Origin of the sequence: Tautonia plasticadhaerens (assembly GCF_007752535.1) — a bacterium.
Lineage (GTDB): Bacteria > Planctomycetota > Planctomycetia > Isosphaerales > Isosphaeraceae > Tautonia > Tautonia plasticadhaerens.
The window spans coordinates 6888092-6908781 of sequence record NZ_CP036426.1 but is presented as its reverse complement, the minus strand read 5'-3'; the positions used below and the strand labels follow the sequence as shown (position 1 = coordinate 6908781).

Sequence of the window (20690 nt, the reverse complement as noted above, 5' to 3'; positions counted from 1 at the left end):
GTACGAACCGCAGCAGTCGATCGTTCGTATGATTTAACGGAGTAGCATTAGAAGCCCTGACAAAACCGTGTGGCATGGAGTTTGCGCCCTGGTGCTGTTTTCCTCCGAACCGAAGGAGACACCACCATGGCGAGCGCCCACATGCCGGACGAGTTCTTCGATCTGGTTGCCCACCACCTGCCGCCGGAACCGGCCATCGGCCCCTACGGCGGGCGTCCGCCGATCGGGCACCGGGTCGCCCTGCGTGTCATCTGGTTCGTCCTGGCCACCGGCAATCGCTGGGAGGATGTCCCGCAGGAACTCGGCTGCTCAGGTCGCACCGCCCATCGCCGGCTGCGGGCCTGGGAGGAGGCCGGCATCTGGGACCGCCTCCATGCCGACCTGCTGAGGCTGCTCCGCAAGGCTGGCAAGCTGGAGACCGACACGGTGGTCGTCGACGGCGTGACGGTGCGGGCCTCCGGCGGCGGCGAGGCGACCGGCCCGAGCCCCGTCGACCGCAGCAGGAAGGGCACGAAGCACACGGTGATGGTCAGTCGCACCGGAGTGCCGCTGGCGATCCGCACCGCCGGGGCCAACGAGAGCGACCACCGCCAGATCATCCCGCTGGTGCTCGACTTCCCGAGCGTCGCCGGCAAACCGGGCAGGCCGAAGCAGTTGCCGGATGACCTGTATGCCGACCGGGGCTACGACAGCGAGGGGACGAGGGCGTTACTGCGTTGGATGGGCATCGAGCCGCACATCGCCAAGCGTCGGACACCGCACGGCAGCGGGCTGGGCAAGGTCCGCTGGGTGGTGGAGCGGACGATCGGCTGGATCAAGGGCCTGCGGCGGATGCGGGTGCGGTACGACCGGCTGGGGGTGATCCAGGACGCCTGGACGACCCTGGCGGCCTGTGTCATCTGCTTCCGTATCCTCCACCAGGATGTGATGTGATTCACCCGGTTTTGTCAGGGCTTCTAATGCTACTCCGTTAAATCATACGAACGATCGACTGCTGCGGTTCGTACCGAGGGTATGAACCGGACCTACACCCCCGACTTAAACCCCGACGTCCTCGACCGCCTCGCCGCGTATGCCGCCTCCTTCCGCGCCGACTTCAACCGGCCCCGCCAGGCCGCCTGGTGCGGCGTCTACCTCCGCGGCCTGGTCCAGGACGGGGACCGCAAGAGCGTCGAGCCGATGGCCGCCCGCGTCCCCCTGTCGGAGGGGCTCGACGTCGCCGACCCCGACCAGGCCCTGCAGCAGTTCCTCGGCCAGAGCACCTGGGACGAGCAAGCGGTCCTGAGCCGCTACCGGGCCACGATGGCGGCGAAGTTCGCCGACCCGGCCGGCATCTTCGTGATCGATGACACCACCTTCCCCAAGCAGGGCACGCACTCCGTCGGCGTGCAGCGGCAGTACTGCGGCGCCCTGGGCAAGAAGGCCAACTGCCAGTGCGCCGTCAGCGTCCACTACGTCGCCCCGAGGGGGCACTACCCGCTGAACATGCGGCTCTACCTCCCGGAGGGCTGGCTGGCCGACCCGAAGCGACTGGATAAGGCCAAGGTGCCCGAGGCCGAGCGGCGGTCGCTGACCAAGGGTCAGATCGCCCTGGAGTTGCTCGACCGCATCCGCGCCGAAGGGCTGCCGGGCGGGCTCGTCGTGGCCGACAGCGGCTACGGCGTCTCGGGCCCGTTCCGCGACGGCCTGGCCGAGCGGGGCCTGCACTACGTCGTCGGCGTGACCGACGAGATGCTGGTCTTCACCGAGGAGCCGAGGTGGGACGAGCCCAAGGCCGGGACGGGCGGGCGGCCGCAGAAGCGGCGTCGCCTGGCCGAGGGCTCGCCCCGGCCGGTGGGCCTGAAGGAGCTGGCGGCGCGGACGCCGCGCCGGAAGGTGACGTGGCGGGAGGGGACCAAGGGCCCGATGTGGGGCCGATTCGCCTGGCTGCGCGTTTGGCCGGGCCAGGGATGGGCGACAGGCGATTGCGCCGGGGCGGAGCCGATCTGGCTGCTGATCGAGGAGCAGGCCGACGGCAAGCTGAAGTACGCCTTCAGCAACCTCCCGGCCGATACCAGCCGGATCCGCGCGGTGCGCCTGTGGCGGAGTCGCTGGCCGGTGGAGCTCGGGTACCAGCAGATGAAGGAGGAACTGGGGCTGGACCACCACGAGGGCCGCTCGTGGCGGGGCTTCCACCATCACGCCTGCCTGGTGATGTTGGCCTTCGGGTTCCTCACCCTGGAGCGACGCCGAGCCCGTCGGGGGCGATCCCGGCCGGGCAAAAAGGGGGAGGCCGAGCGCCGGTGATCACGGTGCCGGCGATCCGCCGGGCGTTGCAGCGGCTGCTGGCGCCGGTCAGCCGGCCGGACTGCGCGCACTGCCGGCCCTGGCTCACCCGCTCCAAGACCAAGCTAACGGAGTAGTACTAAGCCGGACCGGACCTTGCCGATCATGTCCTTGATCGTGGATTGCCTCAGCGAGATGAACGGGAACCATTGGTGGGCGAGCAGCTCGGCCCACTCCTCGTCGGTGATCTTGAAGAGGTGCTGGAAGCCGAGGTAGGCGTAGTGCTGGGCCAGCATCCTCCCGAGGTCGTAGTCCCTGGACGTGGCTACCTCCCCGTGGAGTGAACCCAAGTCATAGTAGAGGCCCTTCCGCCAGCCCTGGGAGAAGAGGACGACGATCCCGGCGTCCAGAGGAATCTCGACGCCGACGAAACCGAAATCCTCGATATCGGCAATGTCGTCGTCGAGGATTGCCTGTCCCGCTTGGATAGCACGCTTGGCTCTGATACCCAGCCTGATTGCCAACTCATTCACGTACAGTGTGGCCGTCCGGTCACGTCGGATGATGGCCAGGAGGTTGTCCACCATCGAGCAGAAGATGCGGTTCTCCGAAGGCAGGAGCCCGATCAGTTCCGATGGGAGCCCTTCAAGGCGGCTGATGAAAAGATCGCCGTCCTCGGACGAGGTGAACTCCCGGACGATAACGGGACAAAGTTCTCCGCTCCTGGCACCCTTGATGGTGTACCCAGCCGGAACGCCATCAGTCTTCACTTCAATGGACATTGATTCGTCTCCGGCCATGCTATTTTCCAGCATATAGCACTTCCGTCACGGGATAGTATACCGGATTACACCAAAGATAGAGGGTCATCTCTTTTTCGCCATCCCTTCCTTCATCAGTTCGGCAATCTCCAGCGAGTCGTCGTCGGCCCGGCCCTCCAGCCCCCGGATGACCTTCCTACGCCGCCCCTCCGGGTGGTTCTGCGACAGCTTCCATTCGCCCTCCAGCAGGGCGATCTCGATGCGGAAGCCGACGATGGCCTGGAGCATCCGCTCGACGTGTGGCTCCGACTCGTAGAACGCCCAGGGTTCGGGCCTCGGGCTCTCGTATGCCGTGACCGTCCGCCGGAGGATGTCCAGCAGCCCGTCCCGGCCCTCGACGAGGCGGAAGGTGCCGTAGGCGTGGACGGCGACGTAGTTCCACGTCGGGACCGTGCCCGGCTCCTCGTACCAGGCGGGCGAGATATAGGCGTGCGGGCCGTTGAAGACCACCAGCACCTCGCCCCGCACGTCCCGCCACTGCGGGTTGGCCCTGGCCATGTGCCCGATTAGGTGGCCGTGCGGCCCGGCGTCGGGGTCGAGCAGCAGCGGCAGGTGGCTGGCGACTAGTAGTCGGCCACCGATGACTTGAGGGCTGTGTCGGAATCGGTTCTCCTGGGGCGATAACCGCTTCAGGAGAACCGACTTGAAGAAGTACATCGTCACGCTGACGGCCGAGGAACGCCAGGACCTCCACGAGCTCATCGCGGCGGGGAAGGCCGCCGCGAAGAAGCTGGCCCACGCCCGCATCCTGCTCAAGGCCGACGCCGCCGAGGGCGGCCCCGCCTGGCCCGACGGGCGGATCGCCGAGGCCGTCGAGGTCAGCGTCGCCACCATCGAGCGGGTCCGCCAGCGGTTCGTCGAGCAGGGCCTGGAGGCGGCCCTGGTCCGCAAGAAGCAGGCCCGCCCCAGCCGAGAGCGGGCCCTGGACGGGCGGGCCGAGGCGCAGTTGATCGCCCTGGCCTGCTCCGCGCCGCCGGACGGCCGCAAGGCCTGGACGATGCGGCTGCTGGCCGACACGCTCGTCGAGCTGGAGGTCGTCCCCACGATCTCCGACGAGACGGTGCGGCGCGCTTTGAAAAAAGCGAACTGAAGCCGCACCTGAAGGAGCAGTGGTGCATCCCGCCGGAGGCGAACGCCGAGTTCGTGGCGGCGATGGAGGACGTGCTGGACGTCTACCACCGCCCCTACGACGAGAAGCGGCCGCTGGTCTGCCTCGACGAGGCGAGCAAGCAACTCCTCGGCGAGGTGATCCAGCCGATCCCGGCCGCCCCCGGCCAGCCGGGGCGGTTCGACTACGAGTCCGTCCGCAACGGGACGGCCAACCTGTCCATGATCTCCGAGCCGCTGCTGGGCTGGCGGGCGGTGAAGGTAACCGAGCGTCGGACGGCGGTGGACTTCGCCGAGGTGGTCCGCTGGCTGGTCGAGGAGGTGCACGCGGAGGCGGAGAAGGTCGTCCTGGTGATGGACAACCTGAACACGCACAAGCTGGCCTCGCTGTACGAGGCCTTCCCGCCGGAGCAGGCGAGGCGGATTGCCGAGCGATTGGAGATCCATCACACGCCGAAGCATGGCAGCTGGCTGAACATGGCGGAGATCGAGCTGTCGGTGCTGGCCCGGCAGTGCCTGGATCGACGGATCGAGTCGCCCGAGGAGCTTCGCCGCGAGGTGGAGGCGTGGGAGGAGGACCGCAACGAGCGTGGGGTCGAGGTGGAGTGGCAGTTCACCACGGCGGACGCCCGGATCAAGCTGCACCGGCTATACCCGACAACTCAATAGAGGTCGACTACTAGGCCGCCCTCGACCTGGGTGGTCAGGACGGCGAAGCTGTGCCGCCGCATGAAGTCGTGCAGCTTCGGGGTGTCCGTCTCGGCGAAGGAGGCGGGGACGTACATGGCGTGCCTCGGCGGGGAGATCGGGGGCGACTCGGGATCGCACCCGACGACACATGGCCCGAATCTGGACAAGCTGGGGGGAGGAGCGGTTCGGGCTCGTCGAGCTACCACCCGCCCGGCAGCCCCCAGAGGCCCGGCGTGACCATCTCGACCGAGTTGCCCGCCGGGTCTCGGAAGTAGAGCGACCGCCCGCCCCTGGGCCAGGTGACTTCCTGCTCGACGGCGACCCCGTGCCCTTCCAGCCGGCGGCGCCACCCGTCCAGGTTCTCGGCCCGGACTCCCAGGGCGAAGTGGCCCGGCCCCCCGGCCCCGTGCGGCGGGAGCATGTCGCCCCGGAGCGTGGCCTCGGGGTCGAAGGCAAGCAGCACGCCGTCGCCGACCCGGAAGAAGACGTGCCGGCCCGCCTCCTTGCCGATGACCTCCAGCCCGAGCACGTCCCGGTAGAACGCCTCGGCGGCGTCCAGGTCATCCACATAGACCGCCGTCTCGACAATCGCCACGATCTCGCCCATCACGGTCCCCCTCCTCGACGGCGATGAGTACGACACGGGCCGGAGCACGGTGTCCCCCGTCCCTCACGGCAACTCCGAAAGGAACCCCAGCAGTTCGGCGTGGAACGCCTCCGGGTCGCTCATGTACGGGGCGTGGCTGCCGCCGGGGATGACGACCTTGCGGCCCTGTCGCACCGAGTTGACCAGCAGGTCCGCCTGCTCCTGCGGGACGGTCGTGTCGTGCTCGCCCCAGACCGCCAGCACCGGGGCCGTGATCCGATCGAGCATCTCTTGATGCTGCGGGATGCCTAACGGGGCGACCGCCACGAAGCCGGCGACCCGATCCGGGTCTTCCGTCACCAGCGGCAACGAGTGCCGCCCGCTCATCGACGGCGAGACGACCACGGGCTTCTCGACCTTCAGCAGGTCGAGCAGGACTCGCAGCCAGGTGCGGTACGTGCCCAGGCTCGGCGACGACTTGCCATAGCCGGGCAGGTCCACGGCGAAAGCCCGGTATCCGGCCCCGGCCAGCGCCTCCAGGGTGCCGATCTCGGCCCAGGTCGCCGAGGAGAAGCTGGCCCCGTGCAGCAGGACGACCGGACGCCCGCCTTGCGGCCCTTCGGCGAGATAATGGACCCGGCCGCCCTCGACCTCGATCCAGCGGGACTGGTGCTCGCTCATGGCGTTTCTCCCTCCTGCCCGGAGCCGCTACCATAGGCCGATCGCCCTGCGAATACGAGCGAATCCCCGGCCGGAGGTCGCCGATGGCCAAGAAGAAGCCCCAGCCGCCGAAGATAGGCCCGAAGAAGTCCCCGAAGAAGCGGGCGAGGCCGGAGCCCGAGCCGCCGGCCGGTCTCCCCGACCGCCGGGCGATGGAGGGCGTCATGCGAGAGTTCCTCGGCGGGCTGTTCGGCGGACCCGCCGCCGACACGCCGCTCGACCAGGCCCAGCAGCTCGTCTACGAGGCGTTCGAGGAGCCGGACCCGAAGAAGCGGGCCAAATTAGCGAAGCAGGCCCTCGACCGCTCCCCCGACTGCGCCGACGCCTACGTCCTGCTCGCCGAGCAGGCCAAAACCCGCAAGGAGGCGTTGGGGCTCTACGAGCAGGCCGTCGCCGCCGGGGAGCGGGCCATCGGCCCCGACGCCTTCACCGAGGACGTGGGCCACTTCTGGGGCCTGCTGGAGACCCGCCCCTACATGCGAGCCCGAGAGGGCCTGGCCCACACCCTCTGGACCCTCGGACGCCGGGAGGAGGCCGTCGGTCACCTGCAAGCCATGCTCCGGCTCAACCCCGGCGACAACCGGGGCCTCCGCTACACCCTGGCCTCCTGGCTGCTGGACCTGGACCGGGACGACGAGCTGGCCCGGCTGCTGGAGCAGTACGACGAGGGCTCGGCGACCTGGGCCTACACCAGGGCATTGCTCGCCTTCCGCCGGCAGGGGGACACGCCCGAGGCCCGGAAGCAATTGAAGACGGCCCGGAAGGCGAACAAACACGTCCCGGCCTACCTGCTGGGCGAGGAGCCGATGCCCCCGGAGCAGCCGCCCTCCTACAGCCCCGGCGACGAGAGCGAGGCGGTCATCTACGCCGCCGCCGGCCTGTCCGCCTGGCGGTCCACGCCGGGGGCGCTGACCTGGCTGCGGGAGGCCACCAAGGGGGCCACGAAGAAGCGGAAGGCGAAGGAGCCGAAGGCTGCCGGCCCGTCCGCCGTCGGCAAGGCCCGGCTGAAGAAGTTGCCCCAGGAGTTCGACGCCTGGCAGGCGGACTGCCGCCCGCTGGGCAGCCTCGTCGAGCACGAGGGCGGGATGGTCCAGCCCTGGATCGTCCTGGTCGCCAGCCGCAGCGGCGGGCTGATCCTGGCCCAGGAGATGAGCCTGGAGCCGCCCTCGGCGGCGCTGATGTGGGACGTGCCGGCCCGTGCGATGGGCGAGCCGATGATGGAGCAGCCGCACCGCCCGACAGAAGTGCAGGTCCGGCCCGACCCGCTCTGGGACGAGTTGCGACCGCACCTGGACGACCTCGGCGTCGAGTGCGTCGAGGCTGATGAACTGGACCTGATCGGCTTCGTCCTCGACGACCTGGCGAAGCACCTGACGAGGGAGGAGCCGCCGGGGCTGCTGGAGATGCCGGGCATCATGCCTGATGGGGGGGCCGGCTTCTACGAGGCGGCGGCGGAGTTCTACCGGCAGGCCCCCTGGAAGCGGCTGGGCTACGAGGAGGCGATCCGGGTCGAGTGCGACCGGTACGAGAGCGGCCCGTGGTACGCCGTGGTGATGGGGCAGTCGGGGCTGACGCTGGGCGTGGCGTTGTACGAAGACCTGGGGCTGCTGCGGCGGATGTGGTCCGGGGAGCTGTCGGAGGAGGAGAACGCCCGGCTGACGGTGGCCCTGACGGTGACGTTCGACCCCGAGTCGCAGATGCCGACGGCGGACCTGCTGGCGGCACGGGAGCACGGCTGGGCGGTGGCCGGGCCGGAGGCGTACCCGTCGGCGTTCCGCAAGGAGAAGGGCCTCTCGATGCGTCCGCCGCTGGCCTGGGAGCTGGAGCTGCTGGAGGGCTGCCTGCGGGCGCTGCCCCGGTTCATCGCCGGGCACCCGCCCGGCGACCCGAAGACGCACCGGATGACGGTGCCGGTGGCCACGGGGGAGCTGACGCTGGCGCTGTCGTGGGTCGAGGAGGAGTAATCCGGGTCGCCTCGGGCTCGCCCCGCCTCCGCCCGGCCTCGTCTCCAACCCGTGTGGGTCGGCTCGGGGCAGGTGGCGGGATCGAGCGTGCGAGCCCCGGAGGTCACATCACCCTCGCTCCGATCATGGCCCGGCGACGAAGTCGGTTATCATGGCGTCGGGCCTCCGTCCGTTGCTCGGCCCCGGACTCGGCCCACGGCCCATGCCGACCAGGGGGGCCATGCGAATGCCGACGGCCCTGATCGTCGAGAACGACGACGACATCCGGGAAATCCTCACGTGGCTGATCCGCCTCCACGGCCTCGACGCCGAGTCGGCGGCCACCGGCGGCGAGACCCTGGCAAATATCGGCCGTCACCTCGACCTCGTGACGCTCAACCCGATGCTCCCCGACCTCGACGGCTTCGAGGTCTGCGAGGCCCTGCGGTCATGCCGGGCGACTCGACTGATCCCGGTGCTCTTCATCACCTCCCTGGCCATGCCCGAGATCCGTACCCGCTGCGTGCGGGCCGGCGGCAGCGCCGTGCTGACGATGCCGTTCACCCCGTCCTCGCTGTTCGAGGCGCTCGACGAGGCCCTCGCCCGGCAAGGGCGATCGACCGAGCCCGGCATCGGCGGGAGGAGCGACTGAGGGTGAACCCTGGGGTTCATGGCTACGATCGTCCGGGGATGCAGCACGACCCGATGGGCCGTCTCGCCGCCGGCCCGGCGATCGGCCCGCCCGATCATGGCCCTCGGACGGTGCCGACGAGCCGGGCGTGGGGTGCGAGACCGACCGCCCTGCGATGCAGGAGGAGTGCGACCGGCCCTCAGACCTTGGTCAACTCCTTGCCGCAGCAGTGGAAATGCACGTGCTCGCCCGCTTTGCAGTGGCAGTCGGCGGTGACCTGGATCTCCATCCCGCATTCGGAGCAGCGGAACGTCTCGCCCTTCTTTGGCGGGGCGAGCCCCACGTCTTCGCTCGCTTCCGACATTTTCCTGGCAACCGGATCGACGCCCATGGGAACGCTCCTTTCTCCGATGGTCGAGGTCGGGTGGTCTCCGTCGCACGGGCTTGGCCGCAACTGTCATACCCACCCGTCCACGTCCCGACCGTCGTCGGGAAGGCGGGGAGTCATCGATCGGGGGGAGCGGTCGCTGCTCGTGGGGCAGATCGAATCCGGGTTCGTCTGGGAGTGGCCCGGTCCCGGCCACGGACCTGCCCACGGGTCGCTTGCCTCCGGGGGGCCGGAACCTTTCCCAGGGTCACTCCTCGGCGTCACTCCGCTCCCCAGGGATGTACGGGATCAATCCCTTTCGGAACGCCTCCTCCTGGATCTCCCGCCTCAGACGCCGGGCATCCAGGGCGAAGCCGTTGACCTCGATCATCCAGACCATCGGGCTGTCCTCCATCCGGCTGGGCAGCGTCCAGTGATGGTCGAACTGGCGGATCTTCAGCATCGTGCGGATCGCCTTCGACTTCCCCTGGCCGGTGCTCTCGGCGACCCCGAACGCCCTGTCGATGGCCGTCAGCTTCAGGTGCGGCTCGCTGCCCCTGTCGTCGAGATAGTTGACCCAGCCGATCGTGCGGACGATCTCGCAGGCCCAGGTCTCGGGCTTGCCGCCGACCAGGGGCGAGGGGCGCTTGCGGGCCAGCACGCCCGCCAGCCGACGGCACATCGCCTCGTACTCCTCGGTCAGGTGCTCCCGGCAGAAGGCGTCGGTCAGGCCCACGATGGCATCATACGCCGGGCGGGCCGCCGCCGGGATCGTGGGTTCTTTGCTCGGCTGCCGCTCGGGCCGGGCCATCATTCCGCTCCTCGTCCGTTCAGCCCCTCGAATCGGCGGCCCGCTCGCCGCCGTAGTGCCGGTCGTATTCCTCACGGAGCCGCTCTGCGAGGCGTTTCAGGGCCAGGTATTCGGGGGCGGCCTTGTCGGGATATTCCCTCGGATCGCCGAGTTCGGAGTCGATCGTGTCCATCAGGCACTCCAGATCCCAGCGGTACAGGGTGAGCGGCCGGTTGCCCTTGTACGCCTCGACCTTGCGGTCGAGCCCGAACGCCTCGGCGATCGAATAGGCATGCCGCTTCAGTTCTCGCAATTCGTCGCCGGTGATCAGCACCTTGTGGCGGATATCGCCGGGGCATGGCTTCATGAGCAAGCTCCTCCCTCCGAATTTGCCCGGTCGTGCTGACCCCCTTGATTGTCCGCCAGAGTGTACTCGTACAGGTCACGATCCTGGACCGGATCGTCGCTGGCGATGTCCTAGCCCCCGAAGATCGAGGCGCTGATCTTGAGTTGAAAGACGGTGCCCGTCGCCCTCGGTGCCTGCGACTTCGGGGTGGTCCTCCGTGCGTTCGGGATGGCCCGCTTTGGCTTCTCATCCTCCTCCAGTTCGCCAACGGCCTGGTCGAGCACGTCCGGTGACCTTCCCGGCCACGGCCAGCAGCGTCACGACCTCCCGGTCCCACGAGCAGCCGCCGGGCCCCCTCAATGCCCTGGATCATGTCACTTTTGTCTGCATACGCCGAAGCTCGTCGTTCACTGCATTCCGATCAAACTTCTCTGGATCGAACTCGCCACCCACCCATTCCAGCATTTCTTCGTGCCTTCGATGGTCATGGTTGCTGATCGCTTCCACGAACTCCGGGTAGGCCCAGGGACCGCCACAGTCTTCTGGCGGGCACGCCCTCTGCCCCGCCACGCAAATGGGATACTTCATACCCTTCTCGGGCGGGAATCGTTCTTCCACGACCAGTTGATGAATCCATTCGTCCCCGAAGTCGTACTCGTAATCGAACCGAGGTCGGCGGTTCCCCGCCGGAAGGACTTCGCTCAACGTGGTGTCGAAGGCATCTTCGACCTCGTCGAAGCTCGCCATCCCCAGGTCCGCATAGTCCAGGCCGCCGATGTGGAATCGATAGAGATGCTCGAATTCCCACCCCATGACGACCTGGATGACTTCGTGAAGTGCTCCCAAGCTACAGTCCGTCGTCTGGATGCGTCGCCAGATCGGAGGGTCGATGCCCCTCAAGGTGATCTTGAGCTGAAAAACGGTGTCGGTCTTTTTCGGAAGCCGATGTCCGGGCATCTCGTCGGGGTCGATGGTGCTGCCAAGCAGTTTCGACACCCTCTCGACGATACGCAACACTTTCTGCTTCTCATTCCCCTTCGCCCGATACACCGACGCTTCGACGTGATCGAGGAGTTCATCCAATTCATCGAGGGTGAACGGAGTGCCCGTTGCCGCCGTGCCCTTGGCTGCCAGTCGCCCAGACAGGTGAGCGGGCAACTCGGCGTATCTGAGGATCGTGCGGCGTTGTCCCTCGGTGAGTTTCAACTCCTGCGGTTCTCTCGTCAGGGAGAGACTCGTCTGGGAGGTTGGTCCTCCACTCCCCGCCTCATCCCGCTCGCTCTGCGTCGATGGGTTTTCTCTTTTGTTCATTTTATGATCTCTCTCTTTGGCTGCCAGAGGGTGACCCTGCGGGCAGGTCTTCCTCCCGGTCGGTCAATGGTCCGTCGCTGCCTACTCGTCTTCTTCGGGATATTGCGGCGGGCTCTTGCCGACCCGTTTCGTCACCTTGGGAAGTTTGCCCTTCGGAACCGTATCCTTGATGGCCTCGACGTTGATCTGGTGCCATCAGCCGTCGCCGAAGTCGAACCAGTAGCCGAAGCTCCGACCGACCTCCAGGCCCAGCGAATCGATGGTGGTCTGGTCCACCCGGCCAGCCGGTGGGTTCTCCTCCCCCATGTCCATCTCGAAGGCGCTGGGCAAGACGTACCGGCGTGCCTCCGGGTCCATCGGCCCCTCGCCGAACTGGAACTCGTACATGTGCTCGTCCCAGCGGTCGAAGGCGTCGAAGATGGCCCGGTGCAGGTCTTCGAGCGTCTGGTCGCCACGGATCTGGATCGTCCGGGAGACCACTGGGTTCTTCTTGGCGAACTTCTCGGTGATCGGTCCACCGATCAGGAAGACCTCCAGGGTATAGAGCCGCACGCCATCCTTCTCGGTGGGCCTGGGAGGACTCGCAGTCGTCTTCTTCGGACGTGCCATCGGGATTCCCCCTCGGCTCGGTGTCACTCCTGCCTTCTCAGCCCTTGAGCAGCAACAGCAGCATGACCGTCGGCGTCCTCGCCCGGATGGCGTGCCTCAGCCCGGCGGGCATGTGTGCGAAGGTGCCGGGGCGGGCCTCCATGGTGTCGTCGCCCAGCGCCAACGTCGTCTCGCCGGAGAGGAACTGGAGCACCGCCGGCATCGAGGACGTATGCTCGGAGAGTTCCTGCCCGGCCCCGAAGCCGAAGAGGACCGCCTTGACCCGCTCGTCGTTGTAAATCGTCCGGCTCAGGATGCCGTCCTCGGGCGGCTCGGCCTCCGTGAGCAGGTCGGCGGTGAAGGTGTATGCGGCGTTCATCGGGATCGTCCCTCCGACTGATGGGGATCGCTCGTCGTCCCGCCGGGGCTCGTCGATCCTTGCCCGGCCCGGATCGCCTCCCGAGCCCACGAGAGCAGCGCCTCGGAGTCGGCGAGCCTCGGAACGTCCGGCTGGGAGGTCGTCGCAGCGAGATCATCGGCAAGTTTACCGCCGAGGGTCGTCAGTGCCACGCTCCCGGCACGCTAACATGGGAGTCGAATGCGGGCCATGTTCCGAACCGGGCCGGATCGGGTGATGAATGATGCCGACCTCCGAGGACGACGATCCGCCGATGATCCTGCTGACCGGAGGCAGCGGCTATGTCGGGGGGCGGCTCATCCCGCCCCTCGAACGGCGGGGCGTCCGGCTCCGATGCCTGGCCCGGAACCCCGAGAGACTCCGGCCTCGGGTACGGGAGGAGACCGAGGTCGTGCCGGGGGACGTGCTCGATCGGTCGTCGCTGGACCGGGCGTTGCGGGGCGTCCACACGGCCTACTACCTCGTCCACCTGATGTCCGGGGCCGGGTCGAGGGACTTCGAGCGGGCAGACCGGCAGGCGGCGGGGAACTTCGCCGACGCCGCCAGGGAAGCCGGGGTCCGACGGCTCATCTACCTCGGGGGCCTGGGCGACGACGCCGACCCCGGCCTCTCGCCGCACCTCCGCAGCCGCCACGAGGTCGGCGACATCCTGCGGGGCTCCGGCGTGGAGACGGTGGAGTTCCGGGCGTCGATGGTGGTCGGGGCCGGCAGCCTCTCCTTCCAGTTGATGAAGTCGCTGACCGACCGGCTGCCGGTGATGCTCTGCCCCCGCTGGCTCACGACCCCCACGCAGCCGATCGCCGTGGACGACGTGCTGGCCTACCTCCTGGCGGCCCTGGACCTGCCGCCGGGGGGCAGCCGCACCTTCGAGGTCGGCGGCACGGATGTGGTGAGCTACGGCGACCTGATCCGGGAGTACGCCCGGCAGGTGGGGCTGCGACGCTGGCTGATCTCGGTGCCGGTCCTGACCCCGTGGCTGTCGGGCCTCTGGCTGGCCCTGGTGACGCCGGCCAGCTTCGTGGTCGGGCGTCACCTGATCGAGGGCCTGAAGAACCCGACGGTCGTGCGGGATCGGGCGGCCCTGGAAGCGTTTCCCATCCGCCCGATGGGCGTCGGGGAAGCGATCCGGCGGTCGCTGGAGATCGTGACCCTCCCGGCCTGATTCACTCCCCATCAGCGACCGGCCCTCCGCTACCGCAGCCGCTTGAGCTGCTTGTTCACGGCGTCGGGGTCGAACGCCTCGGGGTCGAACTCGCCCCTCCACTGGAGGAACTCCTCGTGCTGCTCGTGCTCGGGGTCTCGGATGGCCTCGGCGAACTCCATGTAGCCCCACGGCCCGCCCACGTCCTCGGGCGGGCAGGCCCGCTTGCCGCCGATGCAGGCCGGGTACGTCATCCCCTCCTCCGGCGACACGACCTTCTCGACGACCACCTCGTGCTGCCAGTTGTCGCCGAAGTCGTAGGTGTAGCGGAGCTTTGACTTCCCCTGCGGGGCGACCTGGGCGAGTTTAACCCGGCTTGCGTCCTCCATGTCCAGGTCGTCCATACCCCTGGGGTCGGTGTACCGCTCGCCGCCGACCTCGAAGTCGTAGAGGTGGTAGTGGTCGGCCACTGACGACTTGAGGGATGGGCTGCAATCGGTTCTCCTGGAGCCCTAACCGCTTCAGGAGCATCGACATGAAGAAGTACATCGTGACGCTCACCGCCGACGAACGCCAGGCCCTCCTCGATCTCATCTCCGCCGGCAAGGCCTCCGCTCTGAAACTGGCCCATGCCCGCATCCTCCTCAAGGCTGATGCCGCCGAGGGCGGGCCCGCCTGGCCCGACGACCGCATCGCCGAGGCCGTCGAGGTCTCTGTCGCCACCATCGAGCGGGTCCGCCAGCGGTTCGTCGAGCAGGGCCTGGAGGCCGCCCTGGTCCGCAAGACGCAGGCCCGTCCCAGCCGCCAGCGGGCCCTCGACGGCCGGGCCGAGGCGAAGTTGATCGCCCTGGCCTGCTCGGAGCCCCCCGACGGCCGCAAGGCCTGGACGATGCGATTGCTGGCCGACAAGCTCGTCGAGTTGGAGATCGTCCCCTCGATCTCCGACGAGACGGTGCGCCGCTCTTTGAAAAAAGCGAACTGAGGCCGCATCTGAAGCAGCAGTGGTGCATCCCGCCGGAGGCGAACGCCGAGTTCGTGGCGGCGATGGAGGACGTGCTGGAGGTCTACCACCGGCCCTACGACGAGACGCGACCGCTGGTCTGCCTCGACGAGGCGAGCAAGCAACTGATCGGCGAGACGGTCGTGCCGATCCCGGCAGCGCCAGGGCGGCTCGAGCGGTTCGATCACGAATACGTCCGCAACGGGACGGCCAACCTGTTCATGGTGACGATGCCGCTGCTGGGGTGGCGTGCGGTCCACGTCACCGAGCGTCGGACGGCGTTGGACTTCGCCGAGGTGGTGCGTTGGCTGGTGGAGGAGGTGCACGAGGAGGCGGAGAAGGTCGTGCTGGTGATGGACAACCTGAACACGCACAAGATCGCCTCGCTGTACGAGGCGTTCCCGCCGGAGCGGGCCCGTCGGATCGCCGGGAAGTTGGAGATCCACCACACGCCGAAGCACGGGAGTTGGCTGAACATGGCGGAGATCGAGCTGTCGGTGCTGGCGAGGCAGTGCCTGGACCGGCGGATCGGGTCGAGCGAGGAACTGAAGCGGGAGGTCGCGGCGTGGGAGGAGGACCGCAACGAGCGGATGGTGGGCATTCGGTGGCAGTTCACCACGGCGGATGCCCGGATCAAACTGCACCGACTATACCCGGCAACTCAATAGCGGACGACCAGTAGTTCTCCCAGCCCATCGCCACCTGGATCACCTCGTGCAGCGCCGCCAGCGAGCAGTCCCGGACCAGCAACCGCCGCCAGATCGACGGCCTGATGTCCTTGAGCGTGATCTTCAGCTGGTAGATGGTGCCCGTGGCCCTCGCCGCCTTTGTCGCCTGCGACTTCGGCGTGGTCTTCCCGGCCTTCTGGGCGGCCCGCCGTGGACTTCCACCCTTCGCCAGTTCGCCGACGGCCTGGTCCAGCACGTCCGTGACTTTGCCAGTCACCTTCAGCAGCTTCACGACCTCCCGGCCCTCGGCATCGAGCAACGCCTCGGACAGGCCCAGGCAGATGCGGGCCAGCTCGTCCAGCGTGAAGCGGAAGGATTTGACGCCGGTCGAGGGGATGTCGATCCGCTCCTTCAAGCCCACGTCCAGGCCGGGAACCCCGGCGATGACGGCCCGTTCGGAGCGGCCGAGCTTCAGGTCGGCCGCATGGGAGCGGCTCTCCGGCTGCGTCAGGACGCCCGCTGCGAAGGTCGCCAGCATGCCGGCGGCGTTGGTCATACCTGGGGGCTGCGGATCACCGGGGCTGCTGGGCTTCTTCCGGGCCATGGGATCGCTCCTGTGCCATCACCGTCGCCTCGTCCTACCCCGATCATCCGGCCTCAGTCCTCGGGCGCCAACGCCCGCTTCAGCGGGCAGTCATCCCCGACCGGCTCTCCCCGACGATACCGCTGCAACAGCTCCTGGGAGCGCCGGGCGAGCATCCGCCGCACCTCCCGCCGCTTCCCCTTGACCCTGGGGATGGGCATCGAGTCGTAGGCGGTCGTCCGGTGCCTCATCCAGGCGATCACGGCGGCCTCGGCACGCTGCTCGACCGGGATTCGCTTCGTCCGGGCGACCGTGCCGCTGCCGACCGGGGTGGCATGCTCGGTGACGGCATGGGCCAGCCGATCGGCCAGGTCGGCGTGGCCGGGGTCAAAGGCGAGGAACGTCACCACCGCCCCGAGGAAATCCTCGACGTACTCGGCCTGGGACGCCTCACGTCGCCGGGAAGCGGCCTCTTTCCGCTTGGCGTAGCCCTCCGTGGCTCGCTCGGCGTCGAGTTCGGCCCGAATCCTCTCGATGGTCGCCGACGCCGCCCAGACGCCCCTGGAGAACATCCTCCGGCCCACCTTCTCCTGGACCACCCAGAAGTCACCGGCGGCCTTGACCCGGCGGGTCAGCCCGGCGTCCCCCGTCGGCAGGAGCACCCAGCCCTCCGGGGCGGCGAGGACCGTGCCGTCGGCGGCCCGGACGGAATCCGTGGTCGGGCCGGGGGTGAAGGTTTTGTCGTCCATGACTCCTCCGCTACGATGGCATGATCTTCGGCGGTGGTTCGCCGTCAACCGGCTGGAGGCCAGGTCCGCCCCATGCCCCAATCTATCCCGAACGGCATAACGGCCGAACTCGACCTCCGTGCCCAGGCCGATCTCGACGCCGAGCAGGACCAAGTCGTTAGACTCACGACATGCTGTGAGAGGCAATGCGAGCTCTGACTCCTAACATTCGTGCTGCCTCGTGATCAAACAGAATCGCCGTCGCCATCGCCTTCAGCACTCTCGTCGGGGCTCGCCTGTACGGGATTCTGCCAAGAGGCGGGGACGAGCTTGTTGCCCCCTCGCCATCTTTCGACGACGGCCGACTGGAACCAGTCCTCCTTCAAGTCGGCGTGGTCCGTGATGATCACCTGGAGGTTGGGGGAGAGTCCCTGCGTCACATTGAAGATGAGCTTGAACATGCGACGGACGGCCTCTCGATCCTCATCTACGAGATCGTCGATCGATCGGTCCTCAGCGGGATCGGGCGGGTAGTACACCTGGGTCGGCTGGTCGAACATCAGGAGGCCGGGCACGGGGCGTTGCTTCTCGACGAAGAGCTTGTGGAGTGCGAGGTGAGTGATGATGTGATAGCCCATCCAGTTTTCCCCGCTGCCCATCTGGGGGAGACGGATGGGGCCAGTGTCTTTGTAGGCGACGACCGTGAGGTTCTTGAACTCGAAGCCGATGGGCGACTCGCTATGCTCCAGTTGGAGTTCTCTCGACCAGCTCGACATCCACGTCCCGATGACCTGGAGTATCGAGTTCAATCTGTCTTCGACGACTTCATCGGCGAGATCCGCCTCCAGGGCCGTCACCTTTGCCTGCATGTCGGCGATCTGGTTTCCGAGTTTGTCGTCGATCTCAGCGAGGCCGAGACTCTCCAGGAACAGGCTGATCCGACCGTGGACACGGGCCTGTTCCACCATGCGATTGCGATCCCTCTGGAGAACTTCCTCCTGGGCGATGACGGCCTCGATCGCCGCCCTGTTCTCGGCCAAGGCACGCCTCATTTCGAGCTGGCGATCCTCTCGCTCCCCGATGTACGCCTCCAGGCGTGGTCGTTGCCGGGTCGTGGCGTTCATCTGGCGCTCAAGCTTGCCGAGGTTTTCCAGCATGGCCTGGGCTCTCGGGACAGAGCCGTCGAGGTCGTGCTCGCAGAGCGGACACCGATTCACGTCGGGTTCCCGGCGATAGAGACGGATCGCCGAGAGGCGATTCTGCTGATCGACGGCCTCGGTGGTGAACCCTTCCTGGGCCTGGGCGAATGACCTTGCGGACGTGATCTCGTTCTGCGTCGCACGCAATTCCGCAAGCAGGACTTCCCGAGCCCCCTGAAGTTCCCGCAGCGTATCGCCCACCCCATCCTCGACCAAGTGAGCGGGCCGATCCAGAACCGCCCGCAACGCAGCGATTGCTTTGTCCGGGGAGTCGTCGCCGACATCTGCCACGAGCAGACCGACGTTTCGAGCTTCGGCGAGCAAGGCCGTCGCCCTGGAGTTGTCCCGACCCCGGAGGGCTTCCTCCTCGGCCTTCCGACGCTCAAGCAGGCGAAGCTCTCTCTTGGCTCGGCGAAGTTGTTGCAGGAGATCGTATTGACCGTCGCCAGTGGCACCCAGGAAGTATGGGAGCGTGTCCTTGATCGTCTGGAAAGAATGCTGCTCCTCCATCCGATAGAATAAGAGATCTGGATCGGCGATCCGTGATTGCGGTTGATAGAGCAGGAACCGGGCGTGCTTGACGTTGGCTTGTAGTGACTGACGGGATTGGCCCTCCGGGGGGATGTTCTCGTTCGCTGTAATACCGACAGCCTCGGTGAGATAGCTTCCCAGTGCGTCCGTGTTCGAGTTCTGCTGAAGTTCGCCGAAGTTGGGTAGATCGAGCGACGATCCGATCTCCAAATAAACCGCCGATGTCGAAGCGGTCCCCACGGGGGCGGGTCTTCCGACCACCGCCTCGGTGCTCGGTAATTTAATGTGAAGGACGTACCAGACGACCGTCTCACGGATGGCACCAGCGGGGATGGTGAACTTGTTCCGGCCCAGGCAGTAATCGACGATGTGGATCAACGCCGACTTCCCGGTCTTCGACGCCCCGGTGATGATGTTCACCTCTCCAGGACGGAATCTGATCTCCCGACGCTCGCCGTCTCTGTTGTAGATCGCCAGAGCGAGGATCTGGAGATTCATGGCCTCACCCCCAAGAGCGAATAAATCGTGGCGGTCGTCCCCGACAGGGCCAGCCATCGGCCCACGATGAAGCATCGGTTGACCGCTTCCTTCACCTCGTCGGCACAGTTCTTGTACGTAGAGAACCCTCGAAGCGGCTCGACTCCCGGAATCATCCGGCCTTGTTCGTCGATGTCGAGGACTCGGCGTTGTGCGGCGAAGATCACGGCTTCACGGGTGAAGGGGGCGAGCGACCGGACCCGTTCGTCGAACCTCACCAACACGTCCCGATTCTCCTCTCGTTGGAGCCAGGCGTGAAGAGGGGTGGATGCGGGCCTGGAAGGAAGTCGGCGGGCCGTTTCCGGGTGCAGGCCGAGGGGCATGACGAGAAAGGCCAACTCGATAGGCATCCCGACCTCCGCTTCGGACGTGTAGCCGTCAACCGACCTCCTGAGCAGAACCCCGGCGAAGGCGGGGTTGAGCAAGTTCGAGATCTCGACGGGCCTCTCCGTCCAGGGTGGCATCATGTCTCCGTCTCCTCGGAGCCCGCCGCATCGATCGACAGATGCCGGTCATATTCGGTGTGCCAGCCCACTCGAAGCTGATCCGAGAGCATGTGATAGGAGCCCCTCGTCAGGTACTCGGACGAGAAATTCGGTCGCACCCAGAGGGCGGGCCGGGACGGGGCCTCCGTCACGATCCAGTCGTAGAGGTTCCGGCCCTGGCGGGTCTTCGTCGGCTCGTCGCACTCGCCCTCGACGCATTCCCTCATGATGGCGAATCGCTCCCTCCAGCCGTCCACGAGCCGGGACTCGTACCTTGCGACTTCCTCGAAGCCCAGGAGTTCATCCTTGGCCCACCGAGATCGCTGGGCGAACGCTCGATAATGGTCCTCCTGGGCGTAGCTCAACCGGGCTGCTGTGACCCCGATGATGAGGAGTTGCCGGACGAAGGTGCGACCGTCATCGTCGGGCGAGGCGTCATCGGGGGGGGCGACGTTCCACTGGTCGTCGGGCAGATTCTCACGCCGGAAGTCCTCTTGGATCTCAAACACCCTCCCCTGCACGAGCGACACGGGGATGGCGGGAGGTCCCTCGTCGCCGAGGTGGCGAACGACCGTTTGGAACCACCAGCCTTCGAGACGCTGCAAGAGGGCCGTGCGATGCCTCGGGTGGACCGCATAGTGGAGTGCGGCCCCGAGTGCGGACTCGACCTCGGCGGCGGTCAGCGCCCCGTCGAGGAGGTAGGTTGAGTGGAAGAGGGCCTGACGCTGGGCGAGCGGGAGGCTTGCAAAGCACTCGTAGGCGTCCCGGACGACCGAATTTTTCGACTTCGCCCCTGCGGCCGTGATCTTGTCGAGGGCCTGGAGAGGGTTGCGTGTCGAGGAGGCGGGTCGCAAGAACCGGACGGCATTCCGATCATTTGCACGGGATGTCGTCAGCAGGCATAGCGAGGATCGTGCCAGGTCGATGCGGCTCTGACGTGCGGCCTCGGACCATATCTTCAGGCTCTTCCAAACGTCGGGGCTGCTATCCCCAAGCCCCCCCGTCCTGTTCGAGTGATGCTTGAACTGGAGCAGTTCGGCCGCCTGGCCCGGCGTGTCGGGGCTTGCATGGAAGGCAACGTCATCGAGCTTCTCGATGCTGACGCAGTAATCAGGCTCATCCACCCTGGTCAACGCCAAGAGAAGGGCGTAGCGGCACTGGTAGAAGTATCCCAGTGCCGATGCCGAGGCGTCGTAGGGTGATGGACTCGAAGACATCTGGCGATCTACTTTCTC

Annotated in this window: 24 protein-coding genes; 7 read left to right on the top strand and 17 right to left on the bottom strand. The window is 67.1% G+C overall.

Going from position 1 to position 20690, the window contains the following annotated elements:
• Positions 1-126 precede the first annotated feature (126 nt).
• Both ElP_RS27540 and ElP_RS27535 read left to right on the top strand, forming a co-directional pair.
• Entirely contained in the window at positions 127-933 is an 807-nt protein-coding gene (locus ElP_RS27540) for an IS5 family transposase (protein ID WP_145269653.1), read from the top strand.
• 81 nt (positions 934-1014) lie between these two features.
• A complete protein-coding gene (locus ElP_RS27535; protein ID WP_145267809.1) occupies positions 1015-2286 on the top strand; it encodes an IS701 family transposase in 1272 nt (423 codons plus the stop codon).
• Between the two features lie 104 nt (positions 2287-2390).
• Here the strand turns inward: ElP_RS27535 and ElP_RS27530 are convergent, their stop codons facing one another.
• Positions 2391-3047, bottom strand: a complete 657-nt coding sequence (locus tag ElP_RS27530; RefSeq protein ID WP_145275714.1) for a hypothetical protein — start codon at positions 3045-3047, stop codon at positions 2391-2393.
• A gap of 84 nt (positions 3048-3131) precedes the next feature.
• Positions 3132-3743, bottom strand: coding sequence for an FMN-binding negative transcriptional regulator (locus ElP_RS27525; protein ID WP_145279026.1), 612 nt, complete (start codon positions 3741-3743; stop codon positions 3132-3134).
• On the opposite strand from ElP_RS27525, the gene ElP_RS27520 reads away from it, so the two are divergent.
• Positions 3730-4862 (top strand): IS630 family transposase gene (locus tag ElP_RS27520; protein ID WP_231749285.1). Its coding sequence is split into 2 segments (ribosomal slippage): positions 3730-4168 and positions 4168-4862, totalling 1134 coding nucleotides; the frame shifts between segments, so codons are not numbered across the junction. The two genes, ElP_RS27525 and ElP_RS27520, sit on opposite strands and share 14 nt — an antisense overlap.
• Here the strand turns inward: ElP_RS27520 and ElP_RS27515 are convergent.
• From ElP_RS27515 to ElP_RS27505, 3 genes are all read right to left on the bottom strand, one after another.
• Positions 4856-4978 (bottom strand): FMN-binding negative transcriptional regulator, encoded by a 123-nt coding sequence (locus ElP_RS27515; RefSeq protein ID WP_145275712.1) that lies wholly within the window; start codon positions 4976-4978, stop codon positions 4856-4858. The genes ElP_RS27520 and ElP_RS27515 overlap by 7 nt on opposite strands.
• A 104-nt stretch (positions 4979-5082) precedes the next feature.
• A complete protein-coding gene (locus tag ElP_RS27510) occupies positions 5083-5490 on the bottom strand; it encodes a VOC family protein (protein WP_145275710.1) in 408 nt (135 codons plus the stop codon).
• 63 nt (positions 5491-5553) lie between these two features.
• Positions 5554-6150, bottom strand: coding sequence for an alpha/beta fold hydrolase (locus ElP_RS27505; RefSeq protein ID WP_145275708.1), 597 nt, complete (start codon positions 6148-6150; stop codon positions 5554-5556).
• A gap of 83 nt (positions 6151-6233) precedes the next feature.
• Between ElP_RS27505 and ElP_RS27500 the strand changes: the two genes are divergently transcribed.
• Positions 6234-8153: a DUF6930 domain-containing protein gene (locus tag ElP_RS27500; RefSeq protein ID WP_145275706.1), complete on the top strand. Its 1920-nt coding sequence runs from the start codon at positions 6234-6236 to the stop codon at positions 8151-8153.
• A 220-nt stretch (positions 8154-8373) separates the two neighbouring features.
• Positions 8374-8784, top strand: a complete 411-nt coding sequence (locus ElP_RS27495) for a response regulator (protein ID WP_197446424.1) — start codon at positions 8374-8376, stop codon at positions 8782-8784.
• A gap of 178 nt (positions 8785-8962) precedes the next feature.
• Here the strand turns inward: ElP_RS27495 and ElP_RS38775 are convergent, their stop codons facing one another.
• The 6 genes from ElP_RS38775 to ElP_RS27470 all read right to left on the bottom strand — a co-directional run bounded on the left by ElP_RS38775 (position 8963) and on the right by ElP_RS27470 (position 12544).
• Positions 8963-9127, bottom strand: a complete 165-nt coding sequence (locus ElP_RS38775) for a hypothetical protein (protein WP_197446423.1) — start codon at positions 9125-9127, stop codon at positions 8963-8965.
• A gap of 271 nt (positions 9128-9398) precedes the next feature.
• The gene (locus ElP_RS27490) at positions 9399-9944 is read right to left on the bottom strand and encodes a DUF6398 domain-containing protein (RefSeq protein WP_197446422.1); all 546 of its coding nucleotides are present in this window, start codon (positions 9942-9944) and stop codon (positions 9399-9401) included.
• A gap of 16 nt (positions 9945-9960) precedes the next feature.
• On the bottom strand, positions 9961-10287 hold the full coding sequence (locus ElP_RS27485) for a hypothetical protein (RefSeq protein ID WP_145275702.1): 327 nt from the start codon (positions 10285-10287) through the stop codon (positions 9961-9963).
• Positions 10288-10635: 348 nt separating this feature from the next.
• Complete coding sequence (locus tag ElP_RS27480) at positions 10636-11472, bottom strand: plasmid pRiA4b ORF-3 family protein (protein WP_197446421.1); 837 nt, start codon at positions 11470-11472, stop codon at positions 10636-10638.
• Between the two features lie 300 nt (positions 11473-11772).
• On the bottom strand, positions 11773-12186 hold the full coding sequence (locus ElP_RS27475) for a plasmid pRiA4b ORF-3 family protein (protein WP_145275700.1): 414 nt from the start codon (positions 12184-12186) through the stop codon (positions 11773-11775).
• A 37-nt stretch (positions 12187-12223) separates the two neighbouring features.
• The gene (locus ElP_RS27470) at positions 12224-12544 is read right to left on the bottom strand and encodes a cupin domain-containing protein (RefSeq protein ID WP_145275698.1); all 321 of its coding nucleotides are present in this window, start codon (positions 12542-12544) and stop codon (positions 12224-12226) included.
• A 259-nt stretch (positions 12545-12803) separates the two neighbouring features.
• Here ElP_RS27470 and ElP_RS27465 point away from each other — a divergent pair, with 259 nt between their 5' ends.
• A complete protein-coding gene (locus ElP_RS27465; RefSeq protein WP_197446420.1) occupies positions 12804-13745 on the top strand; it encodes an NAD(P)H-binding protein in 942 nt (313 codons plus the stop codon).
• Between the two features lie 29 nt (positions 13746-13774).
• On the opposite strand, the gene ElP_RS27460 is transcribed toward ElP_RS27465, so the two are convergent.
• Positions 13775-14194, bottom strand: a complete 420-nt coding sequence (locus ElP_RS27460) for a plasmid pRiA4b ORF-3 family protein (protein ID WP_145275696.1) — start codon at positions 14192-14194, stop codon at positions 13775-13777.
• A gap of 65 nt (positions 14195-14259) precedes the next feature.
• On the opposite strand from ElP_RS27460, the gene ElP_RS27455 reads away from it, so the two are divergent.
• A protein-coding gene (locus ElP_RS27455; protein WP_145268065.1) for an IS630 family transposase occupies positions 14260-15392 on the top strand; the annotation gives its coding sequence in 2 pieces (ribosomal slippage) (positions 14260-14698 and positions 14698-15392; 1134 coding nt in all).
• On the opposite strand, the gene ElP_RS27450 is transcribed toward ElP_RS27455, so the two are convergent.
• From ElP_RS27450 to ElP_RS27430, 5 genes are all read right to left on the bottom strand, one after another.
• Positions 15358-15996, bottom strand: a complete 639-nt coding sequence (locus ElP_RS27450) for an IS1096 element passenger TnpR family protein (protein ID WP_197446419.1) — start codon at positions 15994-15996, stop codon at positions 15358-15360. The genes ElP_RS27455 and ElP_RS27450 overlap by 35 nt on opposite strands.
• A gap of 53 nt (positions 15997-16049) precedes the next feature.
• Positions 16050-16724 carry a DUF2293 domain-containing protein gene (locus ElP_RS27445; protein WP_145275694.1) on the bottom strand — a complete coding sequence of 225 codons (675 nt, stop codon included), beginning with the start codon at positions 16722-16724 and terminating at the stop codon, positions 16050-16052.
• A 224-nt stretch (positions 16725-16948) separates the two neighbouring features.
• Entirely contained in the window at positions 16949-18931 is a 1983-nt protein-coding gene (locus ElP_RS27440) for a DUF3732 domain-containing protein (RefSeq protein ID WP_197446418.1), read from the bottom strand.
• A complete protein-coding gene (locus ElP_RS27435) occupies positions 18928-19437 on the bottom strand; it encodes a three component ABC system middle component (protein ID WP_145275690.1) in 510 nt (169 codons plus the stop codon). The genes ElP_RS27440 and ElP_RS27435 overlap by 4 nt, the downstream gene beginning before the upstream one ends.
• The gene (locus ElP_RS27430; protein WP_145275688.1) at positions 19434-20672 is read right to left on the bottom strand and encodes an ABC-three component system protein; all 1239 of its coding nucleotides are present in this window, start codon (positions 20670-20672) and stop codon (positions 19434-19436) included. The genes ElP_RS27435 and ElP_RS27430 overlap by 4 nt, the downstream gene beginning before the upstream one ends.
• Positions 20673-20690 lie beyond the last annotated feature (18 nt).

Excerpts from the sequence above, each read along its gene's own strand:
- ElP_RS27440 (WP_197446418.1), bottom strand. The coding sequence starts at position 18,931 with ATGAATCTCCAGATCCTCGCTCTGGCGATCTACAACAGAGACGGCGAG.
- ElP_RS27465 (WP_197446420.1), top strand. The coding sequence starts at position 12,804 with ATGATGCCGACCTCCGAGGACGACGATCCGCCGATGATCCTGCTGACC.
- ElP_RS27505 (WP_145275708.1), bottom strand. The coding sequence starts at position 6,150 with ATGAGCGAGCACCAGTCCCGCTGGATCGAGGTCGAGGGCGGCCGGGTC.
- ElP_RS38775 (WP_197446423.1), bottom strand. The coding sequence starts at position 9,127 with ATGTCGGAAGCGAGCGAAGACGTGGGGCTCGCCCCGCCAAAGAAGGGC.
- ElP_RS27450 (WP_197446419.1), bottom strand. The coding sequence starts at position 15,996 with ATGGCCCGGAAGAAGCCCAGCAGCCCCGGTGATCCGCAGCCCCCAGGT.
- ElP_RS27535 (WP_145267809.1), top strand. The coding sequence starts at position 1,015 with ATGAACCGGACCTACACCCCCGACTTAAACCCCGACGTCCTCGACCGC.
- ElP_RS27525 (WP_145279026.1), bottom strand. The coding sequence starts at position 3,743 with ATGTACTTCTTCAAGTCGGTTCTCCTGAAGCGGTTATCGCCCCAGGAG.
- ElP_RS27495 (WP_197446424.1), top strand. The coding sequence starts at position 8,374 with ATGCGAATGCCGACGGCCCTGATCGTCGAGAACGACGACGACATCCGG.
- ElP_RS27430 (WP_145275688.1), bottom strand. The coding sequence starts at position 20,672 with ATGTCTTCGAGTCCATCACCCTACGACGCCTCGGCATCGGCACTGGGA.
- ElP_RS27475 (WP_145275700.1), bottom strand. The coding sequence starts at position 12,186 with ATGGCACGTCCGAAGAAGACGACTGCGAGTCCTCCCAGGCCCACCGAG.
- ElP_RS27540 (WP_145269653.1), top strand. The coding sequence starts at position 127 with ATGGCGAGCGCCCACATGCCGGACGAGTTCTTCGATCTGGTTGCCCAC.
- ElP_RS27490 (WP_197446422.1), bottom strand. The coding sequence starts at position 9,944 with ATGATGGCCCGGCCCGAGCGGCAGCCGAGCAAAGAACCCACGATCCCG.
- ElP_RS27515 (WP_145275712.1), bottom strand. The coding sequence starts at position 4,978 with ATGTACGTCCCCGCCTCCTTCGCCGAGACGGACACCCCGAAGCTGCAC.
- ElP_RS27435 (WP_145275690.1), bottom strand. The coding sequence starts at position 19,437 with ATGATGCCACCCTGGACGGAGAGGCCCGTCGAGATCTCGAACTTGCTC.
- ElP_RS27445 (WP_145275694.1), bottom strand. The coding sequence starts at position 16,724 with ATGGACGACAAAACCTTCACCCCCGGCCCGACCACGGATTCCGTCCGG.
- ElP_RS27485 (WP_145275702.1), bottom strand. The coding sequence starts at position 10,287 with ATGAAGCCATGCCCCGGCGATATCCGCCACAAGGTGCTGATCACCGGC.
- ElP_RS27530 (WP_145275714.1), bottom strand. The coding sequence starts at position 3,047 with ATGTCCATTGAAGTGAAGACTGATGGCGTTCCGGCTGGGTACACCATC.
- ElP_RS27500 (WP_145275706.1), top strand. The coding sequence starts at position 6,234 with ATGGCCAAGAAGAAGCCCCAGCCGCCGAAGATAGGCCCGAAGAAGTCC.
- ElP_RS27470 (WP_145275698.1), bottom strand. The coding sequence starts at position 12,544 with ATGAACGCCGCATACACCTTCACCGCCGACCTGCTCACGGAGGCCGAG.
- ElP_RS27510 (WP_145275710.1), bottom strand. The coding sequence starts at position 5,490 with ATGGGCGAGATCGTGGCGATTGTCGAGACGGCGGTCTATGTGGATGAC.